The organism is Nocardioides carbamazepini (assembly GCF_024614185.1).
In the GTDB taxonomy this organism is placed as follows: Bacteria; Actinomycetota; Actinomycetes; order Propionibacteriales; family Nocardioidaceae; genus Nocardioides; species Nocardioides carbamazepini.
On record NZ_JAHTLF010000024.1, the window covers coordinates 63,835 to 79,245 of the forward strand.

The following is a 15,411-nucleotide window of genomic DNA, read 5'->3' on the forward strand; positions in this document are numbered from 1 at the left end:
CCGTGATCCCACAACCAATGCTCCTCTTGGCCGTCAAGGCCGACAGGGCTCAGCGCTGCAAGATCAGTTGCCAGGCGAATCCGACGCGGTTGAATGGCTCTCGGTCGCAGAGCTCCACCTCGAGCGCCAGCAGGTCCTCGAAGAAGGCAGGGTCGTGCTTGGCGGTGTTGTCGATCAGCAGGTCGTTCGCGATCCGGTTGCCGTAGACCCCGAGGGGGGCCATGCCTGCCTCGGCTGCTTGGCTCGCGATGGCGTCGACACTGACCTTCCTAGCATCAGTTTGGAAGGTCTCGACCTTGGCTCGCTCGGCCTGTAGCTCAGCGAGTGCCGCAGCGGGGCCACCATTCAGCAACTCGCGAAGGACACGGCCGTCCGGGTTGACGTCCATGATCGAGAGCCGCCCGCCAGGACGGACGCGACTCGCAAGGGCCGCGACATCACCGTCGGCGCCGCTTCGGTAGCGCAGCACGAAGTGACACATCACAAGGTCCCATTCACCGACGGGCAGGTCATCCAGTCCACCACGAATCGTCGCGACGTTGGTGCCCGCAGTGGCCGCGCGCCGCGTGACCTCTTCCAGCCACTCTGCTGAGGGATCGACGATGGTCACGTCGTGGCCCGCCAGCGCGAGCGGTAGTGCGTCCATGCCGTCGCCGCCACCGACGTCCAGGACGCGGATCTGCTCGCCGAGGTGTTCGCACTGACGTCGCAGGACCTCCTCGACTACGCCGTACCGAATCCGCGCCCACGGAGTTTCGGTGTAGTCGCGCCAGGCTGCCAACTTCTCGCTAAACACATCAGTCACGTGGCCAGTCTGCCGTCCGATGATTGTTGGGCATCATGCGACGGCCAGCAGTCACAGGCCGTCGACGCCCCGGACCGCGACCGGCGTGGCGAGCAGCCGGAAAGCCTCGCGCGCGATCGCGCGCTTGAGCTTGCGCAGGATGTCACGGCTGCTGAACCCAGCGTCGCGCTGACGGCCCACGAACTCCTTGGTCCGCAGATCGCTCGACATACGCACCAGCGCGATCCGATAGAGCTCCCTTACTGAGCCGAGATGGCCTCGACTCCAACCGCCGCCGACCGAGGCTCCAGATGCTCGGCGGATTCGACCCTCCCCGCGTCCCGGGCTGCGCACTGGGCACGCAAGCGGTCCGCGCGCTGCGAGTCACTTACCGCTCCCCCGCCGACCGGCTGGTCCGCTGTGATCCGGTAGCGGTCGCGGTAAGCAGCCACGGTAGACGTCACCTCCAGCCAGAATTCGCGCTCGGCGCCCGTAGGAGGGGGCGTGCCGAGCCGACGGACCCACGGCTCGCCTGCGCAGACCGCTTCTTCTATGAGCGCCCGGGCGCGGGCCTCGATCAATATCTTGCGCTCATCGATCGCCTGGCGATCCTCCTGGTTCATGGCTCCGAGAGGTTCCGGGATGAGCCCGGCGATCAGCCTCGGGCGTAGTCGGCAACCCCGCGGAGGCCAGGCGGCAACCCGATCGACGCGGTACCGAAGGACAGCTGCGATGTCGGCGGCGTCATCGAGACCATGCTGCCCCACGATCAGAGGAACCAGTGTCTCCAGATCATGGTGATAGGCCTCAGCCCTCCGGAGTGCGGCGGAGAGCGGGCCGAAGACGGAGGAATCGAGGACGGCAGCGTGCTGGTCGGCCCTCAGGCCCGAGCGCCGCAGGAGGTCGACGAACCTGTCGTGCTGAGCCTCGGCCGCGATCGTCTCAAGCTCCGCGGCGAGCCGGTCTATCCCGCCATGGATTGCGTACTCGGCCTCCATCGTCTGGTGTGCGGACATGCTTGCTCCGCTGTGTTGGAGCACCCCGAAGAGCACGGTGTGAGCCGTGACATCGTCGGGTTCGGGAGTTGAGTGGCTGTCGTCGGGCTGGTCGAGGGCTACGTAAGCAATGTTCGACTCCCGGCCGCGGCTCATTGACACGTAGAGGTTCTCCCTGGTCGTCGACGGGGCGACAACGACGTGGGAGGTGTCGACGGTGATGCCCTGGGCCCGATGTGCCGTGACCGCGTAACCGAGGTCGACGTACCCCCGAACATACTCAGCCGACAGCACCGTCTTGCCTCGACGTCGCGGGTCGAGCCGGTCGACCAGCATCGAGCCGTCGCGACGGATGTCGACCACGCGCCAGCGGTCACCGTTCTTGACCCAGCCACCGCGAGAGGTCCGAACAGTGCGCTCGTTCCGCCGAGTGATGACCACATCCCCCACCGACGCGCTGTTGCCGGCGGCCAAAGGGACCTCACGACCATCGACAGCGCCGTCGAGCAGCAGCCGTTCTGCGCGGGCCCGCTCGTTCAGAACTCTCACAGCGTGCGACGACTCGGTCACCAGGATGCTGGCCTTGCCCGCGCTGGAGTCCGCTCGCCATGCCTCGTAGGCCCGGTCGAGCATGTCTTCAGTCAGCCCTTCGCGGACTCGCTTCTGACCCACGTACGTCGCGATCACCTCGACCTCACCGCGGCGAAGGGCGAGAGAGGCATGCCTCTCCCATTCGCTGACGAAGCGATGAATGTCGGTCAACTCGGGAACGTCGGTGCGGCGATCGACCAGGAGCGCGAAGGCGCCCCCGGCTTCCACAGACTGAAGCTGATGGGGGTCGCCGACGAGCAGGACCTTGGCTCCCGCCGCCTCGGCGACGCCACCGATCCGGTCGAGCGTCGCCGTTCCCGCGAGCGTGGCCTCGTCGACGATCACCAACTGCCCGGCGCGGAGACCTGTGCGTCCGTTGTCGTACTCATGCAACCACTTCGCCGTGTTGTCACAGGCGACCCCCAGGTCGTCGGCCAGCGCCTGCGCAGCTGTCGCGGACGGCGCCAGACCAATGACTCCCCGCTGCCCGTGCTCGACGATCCACGCGGAACGAAGGGCGCGCATCAATGTCGTCTTGCCAGCACCCGCGGGACCGACCAACAGGTCCACCGGTCGACCGGACGTGGCGATGCTCTCGAGGGCGGTCCGCTGCTGAGCGCTGAGCCGACCGTTCGAGTGCATCACCACCCGTGCCAGCGCGCTGAGGCGCACTGTCGGCGCGCCCGTCCCTTCCGAGCGGTTCAGAAGTCGTGCTTCTGCCTCGATGATCGCGGTCGATGAGTACTTGGCCGAGTGCCGCGGTCGGAAGAGGCTCGTGCCGTCCTCACGCTGGAAGCGAACCGGACTAATCGCCAGCTCCGGCGGGGTCAGCGACACCGACTTCCCCTGAGCGGCGTCGACCACCATGGACACGACCGCCTCACGGTCCGAGGTGGTTGCGAACCGGAGGTCCATCGTCTGCTTCGACGCCTCGGCCATGAGGTTCCAGTGGTTCCACACTGCCCTCCTCACCTCAACCGCCGCCACGACCTCAGCGCCGATCGCATCGATCGCTGCCAGCGGAACGTCGTGGACGGTGAGCGGAGCGCCACCTACACCGAGGAGCGTCGCCGCCCACGTGGTTGCATCGACACCCAGTCGCTCAGATGCGCGGCTTCGCCACTCTGCGGTCAGGTCAACGAGAGACCGCAGCTCCTTGGGTGGCCGAGTCGCCAAGGTCGCCTGGGCGCGTAGCTCCACGATGGTCTTCGGCGACGGCATCCGACCGTGCCGTGCGACGTACTCGGCGATGAGTTCGTCCTTCTTGAGCTCGATCTCGTGGGTGCGGCTCGAGAACTCTGCGATGAGCTCATCGCTGATGCCAGCGATCTCCCATTGCGGGTTGCGGTCGGCGCCGCGTTGGCGGAGTTCCCACTCGACGCCGATGTCTCGGCTGAGTCGGTCGGCGAGCAGGGCGTTGTAGTGCGCTGACAGTCCAGTGACGGAAGAGAACACCGGGCGGCCGTCGAGGCTGCGCCACCGACCGTCGCGCAGCGTGAGGACCTTGTTCGACACCACTAGATGGGTGTGCAGCTGGGGGTCCCCTGCACGGGAGCCGAAGTGGTCGTAGGCGACCGCCGCGACGCCCGCGACTTCAACCTGCGTGACCGCACCACCATCACCGTGGCTGCCAGTGTCGGCGAACCCGGACCGAGTGGCGGCCACCTCCCGCTCGACAAACTCCAACACGTCCGCCACGGCCGCATGATGCGCAGCAACGATCCTCTCCTGCGTGGACGCGTCGGTGATCCCCCACAGCACCGAGACCGACTTCGGGACGCTGAAGGTGAGGTCGTAGCCAGCAACCGCCCGACGTACCCCCGCGGCGGCCTCCTCGATCTCGATCCGTGCCACTTCCGCAGCACAGTCCCCGACCGACAGCTCGGAGTCCAGACGTCCTACGCGCTCGTCGACCCGGGACCTCAGCGACGGGTACTCGGGGTAGGCACGGCCCAGTTGTTCGCCAGTCATCGGATCACGGCCCATCCCGATCAGCAGCGCCAACTGCGCCTCCGTGACCTCCATGCCGGGCGCGATCTGGCCGCCGCCGAGCGCCGCGAGCCCGCTACCCATCCATCGCCCAGGTGGGGTGCCAGCCTCGGCGTAGTACCGCGTCATCGGAGTCGTCAGCGCTCTGTTTCCGTCGCCGGCCGCGACGGACCGCAGCAGGTATTGGTACCCGGCCCCCGCCGACATTCTGCGCAACGACACCGTCACCGAAGTCTCACCCCTCCATGGCCTCAGGTGGGCAGGGCGTCCCAGTCCCCCTCGATCTGCAATGCGTGTGAAGCGCGGGAGGAAGTCGGGTCGAAGGCAAGACGGGCATGACTAGGCGAGGCGGTGGCGAGTGGTAGCGATGGGCTACCTGATGGACGAGCCCTGTGGAGAGGCATGGGCAAAAAGGAAGATCGGGCTTACGATGTGGACCCAGACGATCGGCACACCGGTGTCGCATCGGCTGGAAACCTCGAGCCCGTAGGGCGAGAGGACTCGGGAACTCCAATGACTCATCCACTCGGGTTGAAGTCGTGGGCGACCGGCGCACTGATGCTGGCCGCAATGAGCGCCTGTGCCAGCGACGGCCTAGATCCAGACCTCCCGGCGCCGCCACCCGAGAACCCGTCGATGACGACTACGGCGACACCGAGCTCCTCATCCTCGTCGGCTTCAGATGCCGCGACCGCCACGGCGACGAACCTGCTCGCCAGGTACTTCGAGACCGTCGACCAGGTCAGGTCGGACCCAGCGGCATCGGTCGACAAGCTCAAGGACGTCGCGATCGGCATCCAGCTCGACGCACAGTCAAACCTAGTCCGGCGTGAGCGGGCTGACGGCCGACGCCAGGTCGGCACTACGAGCGTCGCCGTGTCGAAGGTGCAGTCGGTCAGCCTCGACAACACCGATCCCGCGAATGGCGTCGTGCCCACGGTCGTGGTCGACGTCTGCTGGGACGTGAGCGATGTGGACATCGTGGACACCACGGGCAAGTCAGTGGTCACCCCGGCCCGGCAGGATCGCGGTTGGACGCGCTACACCGTGGCCAACTACCAGTGGAACGACGACCCCGAGGGCGGATGGCGGGTCGCATCCGGCGAGGACCTCGAGGAGGAGCCATGCGCGCCCTGACCGCCGGGCTGCTGCTCTCACTCGCGTTCGTGATCGCCGGCGTTACCTTGAGTGCTGAGCCGACGTACGCCGACACGAAGTGCGTGCAGACGGATCCGGCCACCGGGACCTGCCTGGTCACCATCGAGGCACCGGACCCGGACCCGGCGCCAGACCCTGCCGGCGATCCGAAGGACACGGGCTCCGGCGCAGCGTGCTACTGGGACCCGAGTAAGCAGGGGGTGAAGAGCCCGCCTGCTGGGCCGGTGCCCTGTACGGCTGCGGAGGGCTACTGGTCCAACGCATACAACTGCTACATCAGTCCGTTGAGCCCGCAGCCGCCGGCGAATGATCCCTCGTGGCAGGGGCACCAGCCCGGCGACGGTGCGGTCTACAACTGCTTCCAGCCACAGACCCAACTCCTGGTGTCGATCTGGGCGGCGACGGCCCCGCCCGGCTCCGGAAGCGGACCAACACCTAGGGATGTCGCGCAGATCGCGATCGGCCAGATGGATCTGAGGGCGATCCGGATCGGGATCTTGCCGAAGCCGGGACCGGACAGTGTCGGCGTCGTCGGGATGCCGGTGTGGATGTGGGCGCGGACTCCGGACGCCCACACCTACGGACCGATCACCGCGTCTGCGTCCGCGGGAGGCATCACGATCACCGCCACCGCTCGTGTCCGTCAGATCACCTGGGACATGGGTGACGGCACCAAGGTCGTGTGCAGGAAGCCGGGCACGCCCTACCAGCCGTCGTACGGCCGCAAGCCATCGCCCGACTGCGGCCACACCTACACCACGTCGAGTGCCCACGAGCCGCAGCAGACGTACGCCGTGACGGCGACCTCGGACTGGATCGTCCAATGGTCCGGCGCCGGCCAGACCGGCACGATCCGGCTCAACGGACTCGTCCGCAGAACACAGATCACGGTCGGCGAGGCACAGGTGCTCGTGAACTAGCCATGAGCACTGCGAGAGGACGCGAAGCATGACGACCACATCCTCACGAGACGACCGAACGGCCGCCCCGCCGCAGAGTGCTGCGCCGTCGCCGATGCCGCCGCCGCGGATCAGGCGACGCCCGTCCCTGGTCACAGCCGGCATCGCGGCCATCTGCCTCGGTGCACTACTCGCCGTATCGGCATGGACGTCAACGACCAAGACCCAGGAGGTCCTCGCAGCTCGCACTACGATCCACCAGGGCGAGACCATCGAGGCCGACGACCTCCAGCGGGTGCGGATCAACGGCGACCCAGCACTGGACGCGGTGCCGGCATCGGCATACGACACGATCGTCGGCCGACGAGCCGCCCTCGACATCGCCGCGGGCGGCCTGCTCACTGCAGCGTCGAGCACCGATGCCGCGGTGCCTCCCGAGGGCCAGTCCATCGTGGGGATCTCCCTGGCTGCGGGTCAGGTTCCGTCGGTGCCGCTGCGCGGTGGGGATCGCGTGCGGGTCATCCTCACGCCGGGCCAAGACGGCGAACCCGGAGCCGGTCCCGCGGAGTTCACCGCCGCGACCGTTGTCGCCACCCGCGTCGACGAGACCACGGGGAACACCGTCGTCGATGTACAGGTTCCCTATACCCAGGCCGGTGCGCTTGCCGAACGTGTCGCCACGGGCCGTGTCGCTGTCGTCCTCGACTCGAGTGACTCAGGTGAGCAGTGATGGCAGTCATCGCCCTCACCTCGGCCTCCGGCTCTCCCGGTGTCACCACGACCGCCGTCGCGATGGCCCTGAACTGGCCACGACCGGTCGTTCTCGTCGAGGCCGATCCGACGGGCGGCTCCGGGATCCTCGCTGGGTTCTTGCGCGGCACGACGGCGTACGACGGCGGACTGGTCGAGATCGCGCTCTCCCCGCATGTCGTGGCCGAGTCGCTTCGCGATGTCGTGAGACCGCTCGCTCCGGATGTGTCGTTCGTTGCCGGTCCTCGTACGCATACCCAGGCCGCCGCGCTCCGTGATGTGTGGGAGCCGTTGGGTGCAGCGCTCGCCGATCTGGATGAGAACGGCCAGGACGTCGTCATCGACTGTGGCCGTCTTGGCCTCGTCGGCTCTCCCGCGCCGCTGCTCGAGCGTGCCGACCTGTCTCTCCTTCTCAGCCGCGCCACGCTCCCGGCTCTCGCCGCCGCGCGCTCGTGGGCCGAGCTCGCGCGGAACCCGACAACCGGTTGGCAGCAGGCTGGTGTGTTCCTGATCGGCGAGGGACAGCCATATCGCGCGAGCGAGGTGAGCAAGGTCCTCGGCATACCGGTCGTGACCGACCTTCCCGATGATCCCGAAGAGGCGGCTGTCTATCACCGCGGGACCCAACCCGCCCGGAACCACGGCGCAGGCGTCTACGCACGCGCGGTCACCTCCGCAGTACAGGCGATACGCGCCCGTGTCGCGCGCCGGCGATTCAACAAGGTCAACGTGGCCGACGTGGGCGGCGTGGCCAAGGGGGTTCCGCGATGACGGAGGCTGCCAAGCTGGGGACGGCGTATGGCGACATCACCCGCCTGCCCGTGTTCGCTGAACCCGCCGCGAACGTCGATGGCGCCGACAGGAATGTCGTCCGGCCGATCCACGCCGGTGCGACAGCTGACGGACCATCCGCTCGGGAGATGGACTGGACACTGGTCACCGCCCTGCGAGCTCAAGCCTCGGAGCAGCTGAGCCAGTCGGTGGCGGCGGACCGGACTCGGCTGGACCGCGCCGCGCAGGAGGAGCTGGGACGTGCCGTCGTGCTCGACCTGGTCGACGCCGCGATGGCCGAGGCCGTCAACGCAGGTGAGAGTGCGTGGTCGCCGCAGCGTCAGCGCGTGATAGCCCAGGCAGTCTTCGACGCGCTGTTCCGGCTCGGTCGGCTCCAGCCGCTCGTCGATGACGACAGGGTCGAGAACATCATCATCGCCGGCTTCGACCACGTGCTCCTCGAGCTCGTCGACGGCTCGCTCGTGGACGGGCCACGGGTCGCGGAGTCCGATGAGGAGCTGATCGACTTCCTGGTGTTCCTCGCCTCACGCAGCGAGGTCAACGCCCGCTCGTTCTCACAAGCACAGCCACGGCTGCACCTGCGGCTCGACGGCGGCTCCCGACTCGCTGCCGCGGCCTGGGTGACCCCTCGCCCATCCGTGGTCATCCGCCGCCACCGGCTGATGCACGTCACCCTCGAGGATCTCGTCGAACGTGGCGCCATGACGCCGGTCGTGGCGTCGTTCCTCCGGGCCGCCGTCCGTGCTCGGAAGTCGATCGTGGTCTCGGGCGAGCAGGGCGCCGGCAAGACCACACTGGTACGGGCGCTGTGCGCGGAAATCGACCCGCTCGAGGCGATCGGTACCTTCGAGACCGAGTACGAGCTGCACCTGCACGAGCTCGGTCGCCACAAGATCGTCCACCCATGGGAGGCGCGACCAGGCTCCGGCGAGCGCGGCCCCGACGGACGCCAGGCAGGCGAGTTCACCCTCGACGAGGCGTTGGTCGACTCCTTCCGCTTCAACCTCTCCCGCCAGATCGTGGGCGAAGTCCGCGGCCGTGAGATCTGGGCCATGATCAAGGCGATGGAGTCCGGCACCGGCTCGATCTCCACCACTCACTCCACGGACGCTGTCGCCGCCGTACGCAAGCTCGTCACCTGCGCGATGGAGGCCGGCGCCCATGTCACCCACGAGCTGGCCACCAGCAAACTGGCGGCGACCGTCGACCTGATCGTCCACCTCACCATGGACAGCATCCACACCGTCCAGGGCGGCGATCACTCGCGCCGTCGCCGCCGGGTCACGGAGGTCGTCGCCGTCGCGCCAGGCGAGCGAGCGACCGGCTACGCCACGACCCACGTGTTCCGAACCGACTCGCCGGAGTCGGGGTCGTCGGCTGGGGCGCTGCCCGGCGTCCTGCCCGATGACTACCGGGCACTCGCGGAACACGGCTTCGACCTCGCCGGGTACCTCGCCGGCCAACCGACCGGGGTACGGCCATGATCGCGCTCGTTCCCGGACTGGCCGGTGCCCTTGTGGTCGCGGGCATGCTCAGTGTCTGTCTCGGGCTCCGCCGTGCACCGGTCTCCGCGACCACACAGCCTCGACGACCGCGACGGGGCGGCCGGTCGAGCTTGCTTGTCTCTCGACGCACCCGAGTCCTGCTCCTGGCTGGAGTCGGGCTCGGGGTCGTGGGCTGGCTGATCACGGGCTGGGCACTGGCGCTGATCATCGCGCCGGTCACGGTCATCGGGCTGCCGATGCTGCTGGCCGCTCCCCCGGCCGTTGCTCAGATCGCGCGCCTGGAGGCGATGGAGGAGTGGACCCGCTCGCTGTCGGGCGTCCTGACCGTCGGGATCGGCTTGGAACAAGCCCTGACGGCCACGCTGCGCTCGACGCCGGCGGCCATCGCCCCTGAGGTCGGGCGCCTGGTGGCCCGCCTGCGGGCGCGGTGGGACACCGAGGATGCGCTGCGTGCCTTCGCTGAGGAGCTCGATGATGCGACCGGCGACCTGATCGCCCTGAACCTCATCCGCGGCGCGCAACGCCGGGGCACCGGTCTCGCGAACGTCCTGGACGGACTCGCCGAATCGGTTGCGGCCGATGTCCGCGGACGGCGACAGGTCGAGGCCGATCGAGCGAAACCCCGCGCCACAGCACGCTGGGTGACCCTGATCAGCTCATCGGTCCTCATCGTCCTCGCGCTCTCCGGCTCCTACGTCGCCCCCTACCGCAGTGCGCTCGGCCAGATCGTCCTCCTCGCCTTGCTGACCGGCTACGTCGCCACCTTGATCTGGATGCGCACGATGACCAACGGCCGACCAATCCCCCGACTGCTCACCACCGGTGCCGGATCTTCTCTGCCAGCGGCTGGGAGACTGCGATGAGCACGGCGCTCCAGCTGATGGTCCTTGCCGGTGGGCTGGCCGGGCTCGGCATCACGCTCCTCGTCGCCCGAGCTCTGCCCGCCGAGCCGGACCTCGCCGATGCCCTCGCCCGCCTGGACCGCACCACGACGCGCACGCCACAGGTGGACAAGGGTCCATCGACGGGGAAGGAGCGGGTGGGGCTGTGGGCGATGCGGACGTTGCCGAGCCCCCTGTGGGGTCGCACGCCCGCCCGGGAGCTCGCACTGCTCCGCATCCCGATCGCCCGGTTCTACGGCGACAAGCTCGCCTACGCCGCCATGGGTCTGGTCATCCCACCGCTGCTGACCTGGTTCTTCGGCCTGATCGGCCTGAGCCTGCCGATCGTCGTGCCGGCGGCCGCGTCCCTGGGCTTGGCCGGTGTGATGTTCCTCCTGCCGAACTACAACGCGATCGACGACGCGCGCCGTGCCCGCAAGGAGTTCACTCGCGCTCTCGCCGCCTACATCGATCTCGTCGCGCTCGAACGCAACAATGGCGCCGGGGCTCGTCAGGCGATGGAGGCGGCGGCCGAGGTCGGCGATTCGTGGGTGTTCACCCGGCTTGCCGAGGAGCTGGCCCGATCACGCTGGTCCGGTCTCCCGCCCTGGGATGCACTGCACACCTTGTCCACGGAGCTCGGGCTGCCCGAGCTCGATGACTTCGCCGACATCATGCGGCTCTCGGGAGAGGAAGGGGCGAGCGTCCACACCATCCTGCGCGCCCGCTCAGCCGCGATGCGCACTGCCCTCCTCAACGACGAGATCGCCGAAGCCAACGCCGTCGGCGAACGCATGAGCATCCCCGGATCCCTCCTCGGCGTGATCTTCATGGCGCTCCTCGTCGCCCCGTCACTGCTTCGCATGTTCAACGACACCTGAACCGCCACAACAGCACAGGCCACACCAGGAGCCGGTACCAGCAACCCCGGATCAGCACTGTCTCGGAAGGAACCGCCAGGAGGATTCCATGTTGAAACTGCTCGTCACCATCCACGCGATCGCCCACCGACTCCCAGCGCGCCTACATCGCCAAGCATCCGAGCGCGGCTCGGTCACCATCGAGCACGTTCTGTGGGCGGTGGCGGCGATCGGGTTCGTCGGCTTGGTCGCCGCAGCGGTGAAGGCCTATGTCACGGCCCAGGCCGGCAACATCAAGTAGCCGCCGGTCGGCCGGCAGCATACGGGGCTCGGTGAGCATCGAGCTCGTCATCGTGCTGCCCGCACTGTTCGCGATCCTGTTCCTCGGCATGCAGGCCGCGCTCTACCACCACGCCCGCACGGTCGCCATCGCCGCCGCCCAGGAGGGAGCCCGCGCGGCAGGCGCCGAACATGGCACCGAGAGTGCGGGCGTCACAGCCGCGACCGCATTCGTAGCCACCGCCGGCGGTGACGACGTCCTCGCGACGGCGACCGCAACGGCCGACCGCACCACCACGACCGTGACGGTCACCGTCACCGGTGTCAGCCTCAGCGTCATCCCCGGCTGGCACCCCCGCGTCACCCAGACCGCGAGCGTCCCCGTCGAACGGCTGACCGCACCCTCAGGTGAGTTCGCGAATTCTGAAGGGGTGAACCGTGGGAACTGACGGGTTCAGCCTCTCACAGACCGTGATCGCGGCCTTGAGTTCGCGAACTCAGGGCCCGTCGCGTGGTGGCTGGAGGTCAGAGGTCCTCGAGGTCGGGGCTGGGGAGGTAGCGCAGGGCGGTTTCGACCTTGATGCCGAAGAGTTCGCAGATGCGACGCAGGTCGCCGCCGGTGGCGTTGACCTCGTGGAGGATCCGGTCGTCGCGGATGACGCTGACGGGCACGTCCATGGTGCGGCTGACCCAGTGGAAGCCGACCGGGGTGAGGTTCCCGGCGTTGCGGTGGTTGATGAACATGTAGGGGTTGGCGGTGTTGGGCCATCGTCGGGTGCGCTGGTCGAGCCAGGCGGCGAGTCGGATCTTGACGGGTTCGGCGAGCAGGATGTTGCGCTTGTCCTTGGGCTGGTCGATGCGCAGGCGCCCGTCGGCCAGGTCGGCGAGCAGCATGTAGCGGATGTCGCGGGTGCGGACGCCGTGGAAGGCCGCGAGGGCGGCGATCGCGGCGCAGGCGCGCTCGGGCGAGTTCAGTGCGTTCTGGATACTCGCGGTGTCCAGGGGCAGGGGTTGGCGGCGTTCGTGGGTACCGGTCCGGACGCGTGCGATGGGGTTGACGAACAGGACTTTGCGGGCCTTGAGCAGCGTGAAGATGGAGCGGAGCCCGGCTCCCATGATCGAGCGCGGGTTGCCCGACGGCGGCAGGGTCGCGATGACGTCGGCGTGGGTGATCTCGCGCAGCGAGGTGTGTCCCTGACCGGCCCAGATCGTCAGGGCGGGCATGGCGCCGCGCAGGTAGTGCCGCATGGTCTCCTGTTCACGGGGACGTCGTCGCGGTGGCGTGGTCGACCCGTTGAGCATGATGTCGAACCAGTCGCGCAGCTCTGCCTGCATGGGAGCGGGCAGGTCGGCGATGGTGTCGGCGAACCAGCGGTCGATCGCTGGCTCCCGGTCGTCGAGCATGACCCCGATCGCGGTAGCGATGTCGATGACCGGGATCGCTGCCAGCTCGATGTCGTTGAGCAGCATCGCGTCGCTCGCCGAGAGCATGGCGCCGGGGGTGTCCTGCATCAGTTGGAGGACCCGCATCGACCTCTGGGCACGGTGGGTGCTGGACTTGGACCAGCCGTGGCGGCGGGCGTGGTCGCGCACCGCGGCGTCGAGGTAAGCGTCCATCCGCGGGTGCGGCGGATCCGGGTATCCGCCGTTGCGTTCGGCGGCAGCGCGGGCCGCAGGCAGGTCACGGGGCATGTCAAACAGGGTCAGCTGGACCTCTTCGACGGGATAGAACGCGAGGCGGTCCCTGGCACGTTGGTCGGCCCGCCGAGCGGCGCGCGGGTTCAAGGGGATGGCGCGTCGTCGCGCGGTTCCATGCGCCGTGCGGGTCGGTTCCCAGGAGATGTTGGCCAGGTAGAGCTGCTGTCCGCCGGCGTTGGCTTCCTCGAGACTGGATCCGAGGGCGATTACTCGCTGTCGGTCGCACAGGTTGCACACCTCGTCGGGCGTGACGGGAAGGTCGGGGCGGCGGCAGATCCGACAGGTTCCTCGGTCGAGTCGCGCACGCCAGCTGGTGCAGCGCCAGCACAGCCACTTGTACTTGCGGATCACACCCCAGGCCAGGCAATGACGACACGACTCGACGTGCTGCGGCGCCTTCGGGTGGCAGCGGGTGCACAGACCCTGGGAGTAGTAGGCGACGTCGTAGGGGTAGCCGTTGTTCCCGTCGTCGTGCCCATCGTGGTGCCGATCGTCGTGCCTGTCATTGCCCTCATCGGCGGTTCCGCCGGTTCCGCAGCGGCTGCAGGCGGGCGGGGCGAAGGGACCGCCGGGCAGGCAGTCGTAGCAGTAGTCGACGCGCGGGGTGGTCCAGGCGACTGGACGAGCGCGGCAGATGGTGCAGGGCTTGGGTGGTTTCGCCACTTCTGTGCCGGCGCCGTTCCCTGTGCCTACGCCGGCGGCTTGGTGCGGTTGCGGCCGAGTCGTGGCTGCACCGCCGGGCCGGGAGCAGCCTGGGGCTCCTCACCGGTCGCGGTCTTCGCCGACCTGCGTGCCGCGACCTTGTCGGGTTCGCGGATCAGCAGCTTGGTGGGCTCGCAGTCGAGGACCGCGCAGATCACGTCGAGGTCGTCGAGGCGGATGGTGGTCGGGGTGCCGGTCCACAACGCCGACATCTTGCCGGCGGAGATCTCGAGTCCGGCTTCGGCGAAGAGCCGCCGCAACTCGGTGGACTTCCAGATGCCGCGTTCGGCCGCAGCCATGCGCAGGTTCCACTGCATCGGATCATCGCTCCTTCGAGTCGGCGTTGAAGTCGGTACCGAGAGCGAACCGGTCGGTGAGGCGCTGGTTCGATTCGGCCCAGGCGTGCTCGATGTGGTCGCTGTGGACGTGGACGTAGACGGTGGTTGTCTTGAGCCACTCGTGGCCGAGCAGCTCCTGGATGGCCTTGAGCGCCATGCCGCGGTGGTAGAGCGTGCTGGCGCAGTAGTGCCGCAACACGTGCGGTGTCAGGCGGCCGTTCCAGCCCGGCAACCATCGTTCGACGGCCCCGACCAAACCGGAACGCAGCGTGTCGGGGCCCGCCCTGGTGGGGAGGTTGGTCATCGGGTCGTGGCGCTCGCTCGGCAGCAGTGGCGCTTCGGGGTTCTCCCAGTCGTCGCCGAACTGGTGGCGTACGTCTCTCAGCCACCAGGTCAGCAGGTCGTCGACGCCATTGATGGCCGGTACCAGCCGGGTCTTCGGTCCGCGACCGCGCGAGCCCTTGCCGTAGCGGACATGGAGCTTGCCGTACTCACCGAGGTCGGGGCGCCAGTCACGCAGGTCGAGCATGACGGTCTCGTTGAGCCGCAGCCCGACGCGTCGCCACAGCGATGCAGCCATGTAGTCGCGGGCAGCGGTCAGGTACTTGCGCTGGTCGGGCAGCGCGTCGCCCCAGCTGGCGAAGAGGTGGTCGACATCGTCGTCGCTGGGCGGTACTCGCACGGCGCGGGTCCAGGTCGACGCGGGACGGTTGAACTCGTCGATCGGCTGGGCGACAACGACGCCCGTGAGTGCGTGGATGTCGCCCTGGTAGCGGGCGATCATGAACTCGAAGAACCGTGCCACGGCGGTCGCCTTGGACTCCACCGTGGATCGGGCCAGGCCGCGGTCGCGTCGCAGCCAGGTCAGGTAGCGGTCGGCGTCGTCGCCGGTGGCCTTCCACACCGGCTCGCCAAGGTAGCGGGCGAACTCGATCACCGCGGAGCGCTCGGCGTCGATGTAGCCGTCGGTCAGTCCGGCGCCCACCATCGCCAGTGCGTGCTGGTCAACGATGTCCTGCTCGAACTCCTCGATGTCGGCAGCCGAGGCAAGCCGTCGCGGAGAGTCGATCGACCGCACCACCGCCAGCGTCACGAGCGGACCTTGGGATCACGAATCAGATGCACAGGTCATAGATATCAGACGCTGTTCGGGAATCCCGACATTCTCTCGAAGATGGATGGAGGTGTCG

The 15,411-nt window shown here is 68.2% G+C and carries 16 protein-coding genes; 9 read left to right on the forward strand and 7 right to left on the reverse strand.

The features are described 5' to 3' along the window. Window positions 1-49 precede the first annotated feature (49 nt). The 4 genes from KVF89_RS25310 to KVF89_RS25325 form a co-directional block, all read right to left on the reverse strand. Window positions 50-805, reverse strand: a complete 756-nt coding sequence (locus KVF89_RS25310) for a methyltransferase domain-containing protein (protein WP_257429753.1) — start codon at window positions 803-805, stop codon at window positions 50-52. 51 nt (window positions 806-856) lie between these two features. Further along, window positions 857-1,021 (reverse strand): hypothetical protein, encoded by a 165-nt coding sequence (locus KVF89_RS25315; RefSeq protein WP_257429757.1) that lies wholly within the window; start codon window positions 1,019-1,021, stop codon window positions 857-859. Between the two features lie 23 nt (window positions 1,022-1,044). Then, window positions 1,045-4,566, reverse strand: a complete 3,522-nt coding sequence (gene mobF / locus KVF89_RS25320) for a MobF family relaxase (RefSeq protein WP_257430060.1) — start codon at window positions 4,564-4,566, stop codon at window positions 1,045-1,047. A 311-nt stretch (window positions 4,567-4,877) separates the two neighbouring features. Next, a complete protein-coding gene (locus tag KVF89_RS25325; protein ID WP_257429760.1) occupies window positions 4,878-5,156 on the reverse strand; it encodes a hypothetical protein in 279 nt (92 codons plus the stop codon). Between the two features lie 79 nt (window positions 5,157-5,235). On the opposite strand from KVF89_RS25325, the gene KVF89_RS25330 reads away from it, so the two are divergent. From KVF89_RS25330 to KVF89_RS25370, 9 genes are all read left to right on the forward strand, one after another. Further along, a complete protein-coding gene (locus tag KVF89_RS25330; RefSeq protein ID WP_257429761.1) occupies window positions 5,236-5,496 on the forward strand; it encodes a hypothetical protein in 261 nt (86 codons plus the stop codon). Further along, on the forward strand, window positions 5,484-6,437 hold the full coding sequence (locus tag KVF89_RS25335; protein ID WP_257429763.1) for a hypothetical protein: 954 nt from the start codon (window positions 5,484-5,486) through the stop codon (window positions 6,435-6,437). The genes KVF89_RS25330 and KVF89_RS25335 overlap by 13 nt, the downstream gene beginning before the upstream one ends. 28 nt (window positions 6,438-6,465) lie before the next feature. Beyond that, entirely contained in the window at window positions 6,466-7,146 is a 681-nt protein-coding gene (locus KVF89_RS25340) for an SAF domain-containing protein (RefSeq protein WP_257429765.1), read from the forward strand. Then, window positions 7,146-7,937, forward strand: coding sequence for a CpaE/TadZ family protein (locus tag KVF89_RS25345; RefSeq protein ID WP_257429767.1), 792 nt, complete (start codon window positions 7,146-7,148; stop codon window positions 7,935-7,937). Before KVF89_RS25340 ends, KVF89_RS25345 begins: the two co-directional genes overlap by 1 nt. A gap of 149 nt (window positions 7,938-8,086) precedes the next feature. After that, window positions 8,087-9,442 (forward strand): TadA family conjugal transfer-associated ATPase, encoded by a 1,356-nt coding sequence (locus tag KVF89_RS25350; RefSeq protein ID WP_257429770.1) that lies wholly within the window; start codon window positions 8,087-8,089, stop codon window positions 9,440-9,442. 188 nt (window positions 9,443-9,630) lie between these two features. Next, window positions 9,631-10,326, forward strand: coding sequence for a type II secretion system F family protein (locus KVF89_RS25355; RefSeq protein WP_257429773.1), 696 nt, complete (start codon window positions 9,631-9,633; stop codon window positions 10,324-10,326). Continuing rightward, window positions 10,323-11,225: a type II secretion system F family protein gene (locus tag KVF89_RS25360; protein WP_257429776.1), complete on the forward strand. Its 903-nt coding sequence runs from the start codon at window positions 10,323-10,325 to the stop codon at window positions 11,223-11,225. Before KVF89_RS25355 ends, KVF89_RS25360 begins: the two co-directional genes overlap by 4 nt. Window positions 11,226-11,313: 88 nt before the next feature. Beyond that, complete coding sequence (locus KVF89_RS25365; RefSeq protein ID WP_257429778.1) at window positions 11,314-11,505, forward strand: hypothetical protein; 192 nt, start codon at window positions 11,314-11,316, stop codon at window positions 11,503-11,505. A 31-nt stretch (window positions 11,506-11,536) separates the two neighbouring features. Beyond that, on the forward strand, window positions 11,537-11,932 hold the full coding sequence (locus KVF89_RS25370; protein ID WP_257429780.1) for a TadE family protein: 396 nt from the start codon (window positions 11,537-11,539) through the stop codon (window positions 11,930-11,932). 76 nt (window positions 11,933-12,008) lie between these two features. Here the strand turns inward: KVF89_RS25370 and KVF89_RS25375 are convergent, their stop codons facing one another. The 3 genes from KVF89_RS25375 to KVF89_RS25385 are packed head-to-tail and all read right to left on the reverse strand — an operon-like array spanning window position 12,009 to window position 15,314. Then, complete coding sequence (locus tag KVF89_RS25375) at window positions 12,009-13,844, reverse strand: site-specific integrase (protein ID WP_257429783.1); 1,836 nt, start codon at window positions 13,842-13,844, stop codon at window positions 12,009-12,011. Window positions 13,845-13,870: 26 nt separating this feature from the next. Then, window positions 13,871-14,200, reverse strand: coding sequence for a helix-turn-helix domain-containing protein (locus tag KVF89_RS25380; RefSeq protein WP_257429786.1), 330 nt, complete (start codon window positions 14,198-14,200; stop codon window positions 13,871-13,873). Window positions 14,201-14,204: 4 nt separating this feature from the next. After that, window positions 14,205-15,314: a tyrosine-type recombinase/integrase gene (locus KVF89_RS25385; RefSeq protein WP_257429789.1), complete on the reverse strand. Its 1,110-nt coding sequence runs from the start codon at window positions 15,312-15,314 to the stop codon at window positions 14,205-14,207. Window positions 15,315-15,411 lie beyond the last annotated feature (97 nt).

What these genes read in the sequence shown, in the direction of transcription:
- mobF (WP_257430060.1), bottom strand. Translation starts at nt 4,566, where the DNA reads ATGTCGGCGGGGGCCGGGTACCAATACCTGCTGCGGTCCGTCGCGGCC.
- KVF89_RS25325 (WP_257429760.1), bottom strand. Translation starts at nt 5,156, where the DNA reads ATGCCGATCGCGACGTCCTTGAGCTTGTCGACCGATGCCGCTGGGTCC.
- KVF89_RS25335 (WP_257429763.1), top strand. Translation starts at nt 5,484, where the DNA reads ATGCGCGCCCTGACCGCCGGGCTGCTGCTCTCACTCGCGTTCGTGATC.
- KVF89_RS25340 (WP_257429765.1), top strand. Translation starts at nt 6,466, where the DNA reads ATGACGACCACATCCTCACGAGACGACCGAACGGCCGCCCCGCCGCAG.
- KVF89_RS25345 (WP_257429767.1), top strand. Translation starts at nt 7,146, where the DNA reads ATGGCAGTCATCGCCCTCACCTCGGCCTCCGGCTCTCCCGGTGTCACC.
- KVF89_RS25350 (WP_257429770.1), top strand. Translation starts at nt 8,087, where the DNA reads ATGGACTGGACACTGGTCACCGCCCTGCGAGCTCAAGCCTCGGAGCAG.
- KVF89_RS25360 (WP_257429776.1), top strand. Translation starts at nt 10,323, where the DNA reads ATGAGCACGGCGCTCCAGCTGATGGTCCTTGCCGGTGGGCTGGCCGGG.
- KVF89_RS25365 (WP_257429778.1), top strand. Translation starts at nt 11,314, where the DNA reads ATGTTGAAACTGCTCGTCACCATCCACGCGATCGCCCACCGACTCCCA.
- KVF89_RS25380 (WP_257429786.1), bottom strand. Translation starts at nt 14,200, where the DNA reads ATGCAGTGGAACCTGCGCATGGCTGCGGCCGAACGCGGCATCTGGAAG.